The sequence below is a fragment of the Roseateles sp. UC29_93 genome (assembly GCF_042695725.1).
GTDB lineage: Bacteria > Pseudomonadota > Gammaproteobacteria > Burkholderiales > Burkholderiaceae_C > Roseateles > Roseateles noduli_A.
Map to the genome: position 1 here is coordinate 913,606 of NZ_CP170545.1, position 11,739 is coordinate 925,344.

Here is an 11,739-nt window from a genome sequence, read left to right on the forward strand (position 1 = left end):
CCTGACCCGAGACCCGACCCATGCGTGCTGACCAGCTGCTTCTCTCCCTTGGCCTGGCGCCCACGCGCTCGGCCGCCCAGCGGCTGATCGACGCGCGTGCGGTCGAGTGGGAAGGACCCAAGGGCTGGACTGTCGTGCGCAAGTGCGGCGAGGACCTGCCCGAGACCACCCCCCTGCGCGTGACGGACGACGCCGAGCTGCGTTACGTCTCGCGCGGCGGGCTCAAGCTCGAAGGTGCGCTGGCCAAGGTCGGTGTGTCGGTGGCAGGCCTCTCGGCGCTGGACATGGGCCAGAGCGCGGGCGGTTTCACCGACGTGCTGCTCAAGGCCGGCGCGGCGCACGTGACCGGCATCGATGTCGGCCACAGCCAGCTGCATGAGACCTTGAAGGCGGACCCGCGCGTCACGGCCCATGAAGGCATGCACGTGAAGGACTACGTCCCCGAGGCGCCCTTCGATCTGGTCGTGGGCGACCTGAGCTTCATCTCGATGATCGGCACGCTCAAGCACGTGGTCGGTTGGCTCAAGCCGCAAGGCCAGGCGCTGCTGCTGATCAAGCCGCAGTACGAGCTGGGCCCGAAGGCCTTGAACAAGAACGGCATCGTCAAGGACAAGGCGCAATACGTCGTGCTCAAGGAGCAGGCCGTGGCGGCCGCCGAGAAGCGCGACCTCGTCGTCAGGGGCTGGTTCGAAAGCCCCGTCACCGGCGGCGACGGCAACACCGAATTTTTCATCTGGGTTCAGAAACCATGACGACGCCTGTCAGCATCGAATTCTTCCCGCCCAACACGCCCGTCGGCACCGAGAAGCTGAAGACCGTCGTGCAGGAGCTGCGCGCGGTGAATCCGCAGTACTTCAGCGTCACCTACGGCGCGGGCGGATCGACGCGCGAGAAGACGCTGTCGACCGTCGCGGACATCGCCTCGACCGGCTTTGAGGCGGCGCCGCACCTGTCCTGCGTGGGCTCGACGCGCGAGAACATCGCGGAGATCCTGGCGACCTACCGCGCGCAGAACATCCGGCGCGTCGTCGCGCTGCGCGGCGACCTGCCCAGCGGCACGGCGACGGCGGGCGAGTTCCGCTACGCAGCCGAACTGGTGCGCTTCATCCGCGAGACGCAAGGCGCGGACTGGGACATCGAGGTCGCCGCCTATCCCGAGTACCACCCGCAGCAGCGCTACGCGGCGCGCGACCTGCAGTTCTTCGCGGACAAGGTGCGCGCCGGCGCCAGCGGCGCGATCACGCAGTTCTTCTACAACCCCGATGCCTACTTCCATTTCGTCGACGCGACGCGGGCGATCGGCGTGGACGTGCCGATCGTGCCGGGCATCATGCCGATCAACAACTTCGCGCGGATCGCGCAGTTCGCGCAACGCGACGGCATCGAGATCCCGCGCTGGGTCGCGCTGAAGATGGAGGGCTACATGGACGACGCCGCCTCGGTGCGCGCCTTCGGCCTGGACGTCGTCACGCGGCTCTGCGAACGGCTGATCGCCGGCGGCGTGCCGGGGTTGCACTTCTATTCGCTCAACCAGAGCGCACTGACGCTGGCGTTGTGTGAACGCCTCGGTCTCGCCGCGAAAGCTTGATAAGGCGCAAGCGCTCCGCGCCATCGCAGGGAACCGCTCCGGTTCGCCGCCGTTCCTTGTGAACGGTCAAGGTTCTCACGGAGCGGTCCGCGTTCAATCCCGGTCATCCCATTGACCAGGAGTGACCGCATGTCCCGCACCACCGCCCTCGCCTCTTTCCACCCCGCCATCGTCGCGGCCGTCGCACTCGCGGCGCTCGCCGCCTTGGCACCGTCGGCCCACGCGCAGAGCAGCCCGTGGGTGTATCGCGCCCGCGCGGTGAACATCGACCCGGCGGACAAGGACAAGACCGGACTGGGGCTGTCGCTGAGCCGCAAGACGATCCCCGAGCTCGACTTCAGCTACTTCCTGACCCCGAACTGGGCCACCGAGCTGATCCTGACCGTACCGCAGCGTCACAAGCTCTACAGCAACGGCACGCGCATCGGCACGGTGAAGCACCTGCCGCCGACACTGACGCTGCAGTACCACTTCAACCCGGAAGGGACCTTCCGCCCCTATGTCGGCGCTGGCCTCAACTACACGAGCTTCTCCGGCGTCCACTTCGACCCGGCCGTGCAGACGGCGCTGCAGCCGACCATCAAGAAGCACAGCATCGGCCTGGCCGCCCAGGCCGGCTTCGACGTGATGCTCGACAAGCAGTGGTCGATCAACGTCGACGTGAAGAAGATCCAGATGGACACCGAAGTCCGCGCCAAGGGCGTGAATGTCGGGAAGTTCAAGATCGATCCGCTGCTGGTGGGCGTGGGCGTCGGGTACCGGTTCTGATCGGCGCAGCTGAGTGCAGATGAAAGAAAGGGTCCGTCAGGACCCCTTCTTCATTGCCCGACAGCGAGCGCCTCTCGCCGCGTCAGCTCAGCGCCGCGAACGCGTCCCGCGTCAGGTTCTCCGGCGCGCCCGTTTCGCGGCAGGCGACATCGTCCTCGATGCGGACACCGCCGAACGCGCTCAGGTGCTTCACCAGCGCCCAATCCACGTTCGCCGCCGCGGGCGTCGCGCGCAGCTTGTCCAGCAGCATCGGGATGAAGTACAGGCCCGGCTCGATCGTCACGACCATGCCGGGCTGCAGCACGCGCGTCAGGCGCAGGTACGGATGGCCTTCCGGCTTGGCGATCGTCCCGCCGGCCTCGCCGGCCATGAAGCCGCCGATGTCATGGACCTGCAAGCCCAGCAGGTGCCCGATGCCGTGCGGCAGGAACGTCGACGTCACGCCTTGCGCGACCATCGCGTCCTCGTCCATCTTCACGATGCCGAGCTGGCGCAGCACCCCGGCGATCTCGCGGTGGGAGTCCAGGTGGATGTCGCGATAGTCCACGCCCGCCCGCACGCGATCGACCAGCCGCAGCTGGGAGGCCTCCATCGCATCGATCAGCGCCTGGAACGACGCGTCGCCGTTGCCGGTCGTGCGGGTGATGTCCGACGCGTAGCCACAGCTGTGCGCGCCCGCATCCACCAGCAGCGACAGCGATTGCGATGGCGCGCGCTGGTCCTGGTACTGGTAGTGCAGCACCGCCGCGTGCTCGTTGAGCGCGACGATGTTGCCGTAGGGCAGGTCGCGCTCCGCGAAGCCGCAGGCGTCCAGATAGGCGTCGTGGATGGCCGCCTCGGACCGCCCGTCGCGGAAGGCGCGCTGCGACGCCAGATGCCCCTTGGCGCCCAGCGCCGACGCTTCGCGCAGGCGCAGCAGCTCGTAGCCGGTCTTCGCGGCGCGCGCGTAGTGCAGCGGGTTCAGCACGTCGGGCGGATTGTTCGGGACGATGTCTCCCAATGCCGCGTCCGCTTCGCCGACGATCGCCAGCGTGCCGGGCACCTGCAGATAGGGCAGCGCCTCCTCCGGCTTGCGCACGACGATCAGCTCGAAGTGGTCGACCCAGAAGCCGCTCGGTGCCTCGGGCGGCACGTGCCAGTAGTCCTCGGGCTGTACGTAGACGAGACGCGGCTTGTGCCCCGGCCGGATCACCAGCCAGCTGTCCGGATGACGGATCAGCGGGACCCACAGCTTGAAGTGGGGATTCGGCTGGAAGACGTAGGGCCGGTCGTCGAGGAAGGCGAACTTCTCGATGCCCGAGGCGATCAGCAGCGCGTCGAATCCGCCGCGCTGCAGCGCGTGTTCGGTGCGGCGCTGCTGCTCCGCGAGGTGGGCCGTGTAGAGGGCGTTCAGGGCGTGGGGATCAACGGAACTCATGGCAGGGCTCACGGCAGAACTCGAGGCGGGATTCATGCGCGGGAATTCTCCCAGACGACCCCCATCTCGGTCAGCATCGCATCGAGCCGCACGTCGTTCGGCTGGGCGGTCAGCGTCGGTTGGAAGCCGTGGCTGAAGCCCACGCCGACGACCACCGGCCGCGGCTGGATCTGCCCGATGGTGCGCAGCATGAAGCCACCGCCGTAACCCATGCGGATCCCGCCCGGGCCGTAGCCCAGACAGGGCAGCAGCAGCAACTGCGGATCGAAGGCCTCGGTGTCCTTGGGTTTGGTGATGCCGGTGGCGTCCTCTTCCATCGGGCAGCCCGGGTACCAGACGTGGAAGCGCAGCCGGCCTTCCTCGCGATCGACGACGGGCAGGCCGATGCGACGGTCGCCGTCGACCTCGCTCCAGCGGTACAGCGCCGGCAGCGGATCGAATTCCCCCTTGATCGGCCAGTAGGCGGCGATGCGCTTTTCCTTGCGTCCGATCAGCCAGACGCGCAGCACGCTCTGCACGACGTCGGCGAGTTCAAGGCGGCCCGGCAGGTCCAGGCGTTCGCGGATCAGGCGCTCGCGCAGCGCCTGGCGGTCTTCGGAGATCGGCAGATTGTCGTTCGGATCCATCCAGCCCATTCGCCTTCCCTGGAGGACCCGGCGGGCCCTGGAGCGGACCATTGTGGCCGCCTCGCGGACAGGGCGCCAGCGCTGATCTAGAGTCGGCGCCATGGCACGCACCACCACCACGGGAACCGTCCGGCACCTCACCGGCGCCGGCGCGGACTTCGCGAATCACTGCATGGAGTTGCTGGCCCCGCTCGGGCCGGTGCTGGCGCGGCGGATGTTCGGCGGCTTCGGGCTGTATGTGGACGGCCTGTTCCTGGCCATCATCAGTCGCGACGAGCTCTACCTGAAGGCTGACGCCGCCAGCCAGGCGCGTTATGTGGACGCAGGCTGCGAGCCGTTCCGGTACTCGAAGACCGGCAAGGACGGGCGAGAGGAGGTCGCCAGCCTGAATTACTTCCGGCCGCCGGAGGAGACGCTGGAGTCGCCCGCGCTGATGCTGCCCTGGGGGCGGCTGGCGATGGAGTCGGCCTTGCGCTCCGCCAACGCGAAGCCGAAGGCCAGGACGCCGAAGAAGAGCGCCGGCACCAGCGCCGAGCCCAGGACCGTCAGGACGGAGAAGCCGGTCAAGGCGCTGAAGGGTGTCACGACGGCGGCTCCTGCGGTCAAGCGTTCGCCAGGCGCTGGCCGAACAGTTGCCCGAAAGAAGGCAGGCGGCTGACGACGCTGCGCGCCGGCTTGTTGGCGCAGGCCTGCGGCGGCACCATCAGCTGGAAGCGGGCGGTCGGCCAGGCTTCGACGACGAGCTCGGTGCCGCTGGCGACTTCCAGCGTTTCACCGGCCGACAGCCAGAAGTCCTGCGCCGGCAGGTTCAGGTCGCCGCGCTGCGTGACCCAGACGCGACCGTCGAGCACATGCAGTTCACGGCGGCCCGGGCCGATGGGCAGGCTCATGGCCTCGCCCTGCGACAACGTCCACGCGGCGTCGTCGCGGCTGACCTGGATTGATGACTTTTGCATGACATTCATGATCTGCTCCTTGTCCGCCGGGCGGTCCGCGCACCGGCGGCCTTCCTCGTGAACATGGTGCAATACTAGGGTTGACCCGCACGATGGTCCAATGAGTCTTGTCGCGTCGATTGATACCATCCACGCATGAATCCGCCCCGTCATCGCCCGCTCGCCGTCGGTTCGCTGCGCGCCTTCGAGGCGGTCGCCCGGCGGTTGAGCTTCAGCGCCGCCGCCGAGGAGCTCTACCTCACCCAATCCGCCATCAGCCGCCAGATCCGGTCGCTGGAGGAGGAACTGGGCGCCACGCTCTTCCTGCGCGGCACCCGTCACGTCGAGCTGGCGCCGGACGGCAAGCTGCTGCTGTCGGCCGTGGAGCCGATGCTGGAGCGTCTGGACAGCACGGTGCGCCAGATCCGCTCGACGCGGGGCCGGCGCGTCGTCAACGTGACGACCTTCGCCTCTTTCGCGTCGCTGTGGCTGATCCCCCGGCTGGAGGCCTTCCAGCGCGAGCATCCGGACATGGACATCCGCGTCTCGGCGCTGGATCAGCTCGTCGAGATCGACGACAGCGAATTCGACGTCGCGCTGCGCTACGCCGCGCCGAACCGGGTGGCGCCCTCGGCGCAGCGGATGTTCGGCGAGATGCTGACGCCGGTCGTGAATCCCTGGGTCGCCAAGCAGGCGCAGGAGGGCCAGGGACCGCCGCTGAGCCAGGCGGCCGACCTGCGCCAGTACACGCTGGCCGAGGAGGACGACCAGCGTCCCAGCGGCCTGTTCCTGAGCTGGCGGCGCTGGCTGGCGCTGCACGGCGCGCCGGACCTGCAGCCGCGGCGCTGGATGTACCTGAACTTCACCTACCAGCAGATCCAGGCGGCGGTGTCCGGCCAGGCGGTCGCGCTGGCCCGGTTGCCGCTGATCTACGAGGCGCTGGAGCGTGGCGAGCTGGTCGAGCCCTTCGGCGAGGCCGGCCGCACCGACTGCCCGACGGTGTACTGGCTCATGATGTCGGAGCACGGGCGGGCGCGGCCCGAGGTCGTCGAATTCGCACGCTGGATCGGCGAACACGCCGCGCTCACGCGCCGCGCGATCGGCGAGCCGGATCCGCCGGTGGACGAGAACTCCGGCTGATCGGCCCAGGCCCGGCCCGAGCTCAGGGCGCGATCAGTTCGCGCTCGGTCAGCACCACGGTCAGTGCCTGGTCATGCGGCTGGACTTCGAAGGCGGCTTCACAGCAACTCCATCCAAGACCGATCGTCGTCACGCCGGGGTGCGCCTCGATCCAGCGGTCGAAGTAGCCGCCGCCGTAGCCCAGTCTGAAACCTTCCCGCGTGTAGCCCAGGCAGGGCACCAGCAGCACCTCCGGCACCAGCACCGGCCCGGTCGAGCTGGGGATGCCGCACTCGTCCTTCACCGTCGGTTCCTGGCCGTCCCAGCGCCGGAACGTCATCGACGCCGGCCCGTGGTCGCCGGCTTTACGCGCGAAGGGCAGCGCCAATTGCATTTCTCCCCCGAGCTTGTGGGTCGAGGCCCAGGCCGCTGCGTTAAATTCCCCCTCCAGGGGCCAATAGAGGCCGAGGGTCAGCGGCTCGAGCTGGCGCAGCAGCGGAAGCAGCTGCTCGCCCAGCTTGTCGGCGGCGAGACGCGCCTCGGCACCGGCCCACCATTCGCGGCGGCGCGCCAGCAAGGCGCGACGCAATTCGCTTCGCTCATGGGGCCAGGTCTTGCCGGTTGTGCCGGCGGCTTCGGGAGCCGTGGGGGAGTCACTCATCGCAGGTCGGCATGAAGTTCGCTCGGATCACTGTAACCGCCCTCGCCTCCGCCACCGTGACCGTCTCGGCCACCGTCGGCGCCCTGGGGGCCGTGGGCGCCCTCTGCGTGGCCGCCGCGGTCACGGCCCCGCCAGCGCTCGCGCAATCGACCACGACCTTCAACGTCGTGCCCAACCCCCCTGCCGCCGCTGCCGGACCTGGTCACCGATGCCCGCGAGGCCTGGCGCGTCCGGGACCGCTCGCGACTGGCCGCGATGCGGCAGGTCGCCTTCGACCAGCAGCATCCGCTCGCGCCCTGGTTCGACTACTGGGAGCTGAACGCCCGCCTGTCCGAGGCGCAGCAGCCGGAGCTCAACGCGTTCTATGCGCGCTGGCCGGGCGCCTACGTCGAGGACCGGCTGCGCAACGACTGGCTGCTGGAGCTGGGACACCGCCGCGACTGGGCCAACTTCCGCCGCGACCACGCCGCCTACAAGATGCAGGACGACCGCGAAGTCGCCTGCTACGCGCTGCTCGCGGATCCGCCAGGGCGCGACCTGCGAGACGCCGCGCGCGCCGCCTGGTTCGCGCAACGCGATGCGGACGAGGGTTGCAACATGCTCGCGGCCACGCTGCACGAGAACGGCCAGTTCAAGGATTCGGACGTCTGGCGCAAGCTGCGCTTCATCGTCGAGACCAACAAGCCCCGCGCGGTGAAGCAGGCCGGGGCGCTGCTGTCCAAGCCCGACCAGGAGGCGCTGGCCGAGCTGATGGACAAGCCGGACCGCTACCTGAAGCGCAAGGCCGCGGCCTCGCCGCGCGCCAAGGCCGAGCTGACGATGCTGGCGCTCATGCGCCTGCTGGCGACCGACTACGACAAGGCGGACGACGACGTGCGCCGCTGGGCGGCCAAGCTGCCCAACGACCTGTCCGCGTGGCTCTGGGCCCAGTACGGCAGACAGGCGGCGCTGCGGCTGAAGGACGAGGCCAACGAGCACTTCGATCGCGCGATCAAGCTGCAGGCCAAGCTCGGTCCGGTCGAATGGAGCGACGACACGATCAGCTGGATGGCGCGCGCCGCGCTGCGCGGTGACGCGGGCGCGAGCCGGCCGGAGCAGTTGATCGCGGCCATCGCGCTGATGAAGCCGTCGGACCAGAAGGACATCACCTGGCAGTACTGGCGCGCGAAGGCGCAGCAGCAACTGGCGCCGACCGGCCCGTCCGGTGACGCCCAGCGCCGCGAAGCCCAGGAGACGCTGCGCGCGATCGCCTCGCCGCTCAGCTTCTACGGCAAGCTCGCCGCCGACGAATTGAAGCTGCGCCTGCCGCTGCCGCCGACGCCCGCGGATCTGACGGCGCCGGAGCGCGCGCAGGGGCTGGCCAATCCGGGGATCCAGCGCGCGCTGATGCTGCTCGCCGTGGGCCTGCGCAGCGAAGGCCAGCGCGAATGGAACTTCAGCCTGCGCGGCCTGTCGGATCGCGAGCTGCTGTCGATCGCGCAGGCCGCTTGCGAACGCGAGCTCTGGGAGCGCTGCATCCAGACCAGCGAGCGGACGAAGACCGAGATCGACCTGGCCCAGCGCTTCCCGATGCCCTACCGCGCGGACGTGTTGAAGCAATCGACGGCGGTGGGCCTGGACCCGGCCTACGTCTACGGCCTGATCCGGCAGGAGTCGCGCTTCATGATGGACGCGCGCTCGCACGTCGGCGCCGGCGGCCTGATGCAGGTGATGCCGGCCACCGCGAAGTGGACGGCCAGGAAGCTGGGCGTCGACTTCAAGCCCGACATGCTGCATGACCGCGACACCAACCTGCGCCTGGGCACCGGCTACCTGAAGCTGGTGATGGACAGCTTCGAGGGCTCGCAGGCGATGGCCGCGGCGGCCTACAACGCCGGCCCGAACCGGCCGCGCCGCTGGCGCGACGGTCCGCAGCTGGACGCCGCGATCTGGACCGAGAACATCCCCATCTGGGAGACCCGCGACTACGTGCGCAAGGTGCTGTCCAACGCGACGATCTACGCGCAGCTGATGGGCCGCGAGCGCGGCATCGTGCTGCGCGACCGGCTCGGCAGCGTCATCGGGCCGGCCGCCGCGTCGGCGCCGGACATCCCGGCCAACGGCACGAACTGACCCCGGCGCGCCGGCGACGGCGCCCTTCCCCTTTGCAGAGAGCTTTCCGCATGCAGCTGATCATCGGCAACAAGAACTACTCGTCCTGGTCGATGCGCCCATGGGTGCTGATGAAGGCACTGGGCATCGATTTCCAGGAGCGGATCGTCCGTTTCGACTTCACGCCCGACTCGACCTTCTATCGCGAGATCGGCGCGGTCACGCCGGCCGGCAAGGTGCCGGTGCTGGTGGACGACGGCCTCGCGGTCTGGGATTCGCTGGCGATCGTCGAGTACCTGGCCGACCGCTTCCCCGACAAGGCCGTCTGGCCGCGCGACGCCCGCCAGCGCGCGCGGGCGCGTTGCCTCTGCGCCGAGATGCACAGCGGCTTCGGCCATCTGCGCAGCCATTGCATGATGAACATCGACGCCGACCTGACAACCGTCGGCGCACGGCTGCTGCAGACCGAAGCTGGCCTGCGCAAGGACCTCGCCCGCGTCGTGGAACTGTGGACCGACGCGCTGACGCAGAGCGGCGGCCCTTTCCTGTTCGGCGAGTTCGGCGCGCCGGACGCATTTTTCGCGCCGGTGGTGATGCGGGTGACGCGCTACGGACTGCCGTTGCCCGCGCCGTTGACGGCCTACACGAACGCCGTGCAAGCCGCCCCGGGCGTGCGCGAGTGGATCGCCGACGCGATGGCAGAGAAGGACTTCCTCGACTTCGAAGAGCCCTACCGCGACGTCAGCGGACCGGTACCGGTCTTGAAGCCTTGAAATGAAAAACCGCCTTCCGTTGCCTGTGCGGGCAGGCGGCGGAAAGCGGCGAGGTGGGCCGACGCGAAATCAGTGGTCGCGGCGGCGGCGGACCATGAAACCTGCGGCGAGAAGGCCGCCGAGCATCATGGCCTGGTTCGTGGGCTCGGAGACGAAGGACGGCACGACGGTGTCCGCGCCCTCTTGTTCGTTGACATCTGCCAGCTGCGCGGGGGCGGGCTGGCTCTGCCGGGTGAAACTGGTGTCAGCGGCGACGTGCACGGAGTTCGTGTCCGGCGCTTGCTGCTCCTGCGCCTGGGCGGCGAGACCAATTCCGCCCAGCAGGAGGAGAAGAACAGACTTCATTCAAGATACTCCCTACTGCTATGCCGGCCTGCCTGACTACAACGTCTCTCTCGGTAGTTGGCCTGTTTGAACAGACACTGGTGTGCAGGTGGCATTGGTGAATATACGGATAGAGAGACTACTTTAGCTATCCCCTTCATCGGGGATGCTGCGCCGCAACATGAGTGTTCAGATGTATCTCGTTGGGGGGGCTGTCCGGGACGCCCTGCTGGGACTGCCCGTGCAGGACCGCGATTGGGTCGTGGTCGGCGCAACGCCCAAGTCGTTGATCGACAAGGGTTTTCTTCCTGTCGGCAAGGATTTCCCGGTCTTCCTGGATCCCGTGACCCATGAAGAGGTGGCATTGGCCCGGACCGAGCGCAAGACGTCTGCCGGGTACCACGGTTTCCAGTTCCACACGGCCCCCGATGTGACGCTTGAACAGGACCTGGCACGCCGGGATCTGACGATCAACGCCATGGCCCAGGCGGAGGACGGGACGCTCATCGACCCCTATGGCGGTCGGCGCGACCTCGAGGCGCGCGTATTGCGGCACGTCTCGGACGCCTTCGCGGAGGACCCGGTGCGGATCCTGCGGCTGGCGCGTTTCGCGGCCCGCTTCGGTGACTTCACGGTGGCGCCGGAGACGATGGCGTTGATGCGCGCCATGGTCGCCGCTGGCGAAGCCGACGCGCTGGTCGCCGAGCGCGTCTGGCAGGAGGTCGCCCGCGGCCTGATGGAAGGCCACCCGGCGCGGATGATCGAGATCCTGCGCGACAGCGGCGCGCTGGCGCGCATCGCGCCGGAGCTGGAGCGGCTGTTCGGCGTGCCGCAGCCCGAGGCGCACCACCCGGAGATCGACACCGGTGTCCACATGCTGCTGGTGCTGGAGGAATGCGCGCGCGTCGAGGCGCCGCTGCCGGTGCGCTACGCCTCGCTGTGCCACGACCTCGGCAAGGGCACGACGCCCGAGGAGGAATGGCCGCGCCACCTGAAGCACGAATCACGCGGCGTCGAACTGGCGGCGGCGCTGTCGCAGCGCTGGCGGGTTCCGTCGGACTGCAAGGAGCTCGCCGAGCTGGTCGCGCGCGAACACACGCACGTGCACCAGAGCCTCGACTTCAGCGCCGAGGCGCGCCTGCGCCTGATCGAGCGCAGCGACGCGCTGCGCCGGCCGGAGCGCTTCGCCCAGCTGCTGCTGGCCTGCGAGTGCGACGCCCGCGGGCGCGCGGGCTTGCGCGACCGCCCCTACCCCCAGCGCGCGGCGCTGCTGCACGACCTGCGGGCGGTGCAGTCGGTCGATCAGGCGGCGATCTCTTCGGCCGCGCTGGCGGCGGGCAAGAAGGGCCCGGCCATCGGCCAGGCGATCCACGAGGCCCGCAAGGCGGCGCTCAAAGCGTGTGAGAGCGATCGCCCGCGCTGAGGTCGTGGCGTCTC

General features: G+C 69.0%; 13 protein-coding genes. 8 read left to right on the plus strand and 5 right to left on the minus strand.

Going from position 1 to position 11,739, the window contains the following annotated elements; translation table 11 throughout:
- Positions 1–20 precede the first annotated feature (20 nt).
- From ACFJIX_RS04160 to ACFJIX_RS04170, 3 genes are all read left to right on the plus strand, one after another.
- The gene (locus ACFJIX_RS04160) at positions 21–752 is read left to right on the plus strand and encodes a TlyA family RNA methyltransferase (protein WP_377157970.1); all 732 of its coding nucleotides are present in this window, start codon (positions 21–23) and stop codon (positions 750–752) included.
- Positions 749–1,588, plus strand: a complete 840-nt coding sequence (gene metF / locus ACFJIX_RS04165) for a methylenetetrahydrofolate reductase [NAD(P)H] (RefSeq protein WP_377157971.1) — start codon at positions 749–751, stop codon at positions 1,586–1,588. The genes ACFJIX_RS04160 and metF overlap by 4 nt, the downstream gene beginning before the upstream one ends.
- A gap of 129 nt (positions 1,589–1,717) precedes the next feature.
- Positions 1,718–2,356: an OmpW family protein gene (locus tag ACFJIX_RS04170; RefSeq protein WP_377157972.1), complete on the plus strand. Its 639-nt coding sequence runs from the start codon at positions 1,718–1,720 to the stop codon at positions 2,354–2,356.
- An 82-nt stretch (positions 2,357–2,438) separates the two neighbouring features.
- Here ACFJIX_RS04170 and pepQ read toward each other — a convergent pair whose 3' ends face one another.
- Together pepQ and ACFJIX_RS04180 are read right to left on the minus strand one after the other, a co-directional pair.
- On the minus strand, positions 2,439–3,773 hold the full coding sequence (gene pepQ, locus ACFJIX_RS04175) for a Xaa-Pro dipeptidase (protein WP_377157973.1): 1,335 nt from the start codon (positions 3,771–3,773) through the stop codon (positions 2,439–2,441).
- A gap of 32 nt (positions 3,774–3,805) precedes the next feature.
- Positions 3,806–4,399 (minus strand): 5-formyltetrahydrofolate cyclo-ligase, encoded by a 594-nt coding sequence (locus ACFJIX_RS04180; RefSeq protein ID WP_377157975.1) that lies wholly within the window; start codon positions 4,397–4,399, stop codon positions 3,806–3,808.
- Positions 4,400–4,499: 100 nt separating this feature from the next.
- On the opposite strand from ACFJIX_RS04180, the gene ACFJIX_RS04185 reads away from it, so the two are divergent.
- Positions 4,500–5,057 carry a TfoX/Sxy family protein gene (locus ACFJIX_RS04185; RefSeq protein WP_377157976.1) on the plus strand — a complete coding sequence of 186 codons (558 nt, stop codon included), beginning with the start codon at positions 4,500–4,502 and terminating at the stop codon, positions 5,055–5,057.
- Here the strand turns inward: ACFJIX_RS04185 and ACFJIX_RS04190 are convergent.
- Positions 5,002–5,364, minus strand: coding sequence for a DUF2917 domain-containing protein (locus tag ACFJIX_RS04190; RefSeq protein WP_377157977.1), 363 nt, complete (start codon positions 5,362–5,364; stop codon positions 5,002–5,004). The genes ACFJIX_RS04185 and ACFJIX_RS04190 overlap by 56 nt on opposite strands.
- Positions 5,365–5,490: 126 nt before the next feature.
- On the opposite strand from ACFJIX_RS04190, the gene ACFJIX_RS04195 reads away from it, so the two are divergent.
- Positions 5,491–6,474 (plus strand): LysR family transcriptional regulator, encoded by a 984-nt coding sequence (locus tag ACFJIX_RS04195; RefSeq protein WP_377157978.1) that lies wholly within the window; start codon positions 5,491–5,493, stop codon positions 6,472–6,474.
- A 22-nt stretch (positions 6,475–6,496) separates the two neighbouring features.
- Here the strand turns inward: ACFJIX_RS04195 and ACFJIX_RS04200 are convergent, their stop codons facing one another.
- Entirely contained in the window at positions 6,497–7,114 is a 618-nt protein-coding gene (locus ACFJIX_RS04200; protein WP_377157979.1) for a 5-formyltetrahydrofolate cyclo-ligase, read from the minus strand.
- Positions 7,115–7,369: 255 nt separating this feature from the next.
- Here ACFJIX_RS04200 and ACFJIX_RS04205 point away from each other — a divergent pair, with 255 nt between their 5' ends.
- On the plus strand, positions 7,370–9,226 hold the full coding sequence (locus tag ACFJIX_RS04205; RefSeq protein WP_377157980.1) for a transglycosylase SLT domain-containing protein: 1,857 nt from the start codon (positions 7,370–7,372) through the stop codon (positions 9,224–9,226).
- Between the two features lie 50 nt (positions 9,227–9,276).
- A complete protein-coding gene (locus tag ACFJIX_RS04210; protein ID WP_377157981.1) occupies positions 9,277–9,978 on the plus strand; it encodes a glutathione S-transferase family protein in 702 nt (233 codons plus the stop codon).
- A gap of 69 nt (positions 9,979–10,047) precedes the next feature.
- Here ACFJIX_RS04210 and ACFJIX_RS04215 read toward each other — a convergent pair whose 3' ends face one another.
- On the minus strand, positions 10,048–10,323 hold the full coding sequence (locus ACFJIX_RS04215) for a hypothetical protein (RefSeq protein ID WP_377157982.1): 276 nt from the start codon (positions 10,321–10,323) through the stop codon (positions 10,048–10,050).
- A gap of 172 nt (positions 10,324–10,495) precedes the next feature.
- Here ACFJIX_RS04215 and ACFJIX_RS04220 point away from each other — a divergent pair, with 172 nt between their 5' ends.
- Positions 10,496–11,725, plus strand: a complete 1,230-nt coding sequence (locus tag ACFJIX_RS04220) for a multifunctional CCA addition/repair protein (protein ID WP_377157983.1) — start codon at positions 10,496–10,498, stop codon at positions 11,723–11,725.
- Positions 11,726–11,739: the final 14 nt, after the last annotated feature.

Excerpts from the sequence above, each read along its gene's own strand:
- ACFJIX_RS04220 (WP_377157983.1), top strand. The coding sequence starts at position 10,496 with ATGTATCTCGTTGGGGGGGCTGTCCGGGACGCCCTGCTGGGACTGCCC.
- ACFJIX_RS04195 (WP_377157978.1), top strand. The coding sequence starts at position 5,491 with ATGAATCCGCCCCGTCATCGCCCGCTCGCCGTCGGTTCGCTGCGCGCC.
- ACFJIX_RS04180 (WP_377157975.1), bottom strand. The coding sequence starts at position 4,399 with ATGGATCCGAACGACAATCTGCCGATCTCCGAAGACCGCCAGGCGCTG.
- pepQ (WP_377157973.1), bottom strand. The coding sequence starts at position 3,773 with ATGAGTTCCGTTGATCCCCACGCCCTGAACGCCCTCTACACGGCCCAC.
- ACFJIX_RS04190 (WP_377157977.1), bottom strand. The coding sequence starts at position 5,364 with ATGAATGTCATGCAAAAGTCATCAATCCAGGTCAGCCGCGACGACGCC.
- ACFJIX_RS04205 (WP_377157980.1), top strand. The coding sequence starts at position 7,370 with ATGCGGCAGGTCGCCTTCGACCAGCAGCATCCGCTCGCGCCCTGGTTC.
- ACFJIX_RS04215 (WP_377157982.1), bottom strand. The coding sequence starts at position 10,323 with ATGAAGTCTGTTCTTCTCCTCCTGCTGGGCGGAATTGGTCTCGCCGCC.
- ACFJIX_RS04210 (WP_377157981.1), top strand. The coding sequence starts at position 9,277 with ATGCAGCTGATCATCGGCAACAAGAACTACTCGTCCTGGTCGATGCGC.
- ACFJIX_RS04170 (WP_377157972.1), top strand. The coding sequence starts at position 1,718 with ATGTCCCGCACCACCGCCCTCGCCTCTTTCCACCCCGCCATCGTCGCG.
- metF (WP_377157971.1), top strand. The coding sequence starts at position 749 with ATGACGACGCCTGTCAGCATCGAATTCTTCCCGCCCAACACGCCCGTC.
- ACFJIX_RS04160 (WP_377157970.1), top strand. The coding sequence starts at position 21 with ATGCGTGCTGACCAGCTGCTTCTCTCCCTTGGCCTGGCGCCCACGCGC.
- ACFJIX_RS04200 (WP_377157979.1), bottom strand. The coding sequence starts at position 7,114 with ATGAGTGACTCCCCCACGGCTCCCGAAGCCGCCGGCACAACCGGCAAG.
- ACFJIX_RS04185 (WP_377157976.1), top strand. The coding sequence starts at position 4,500 with ATGGCACGCACCACCACCACGGGAACCGTCCGGCACCTCACCGGCGCC.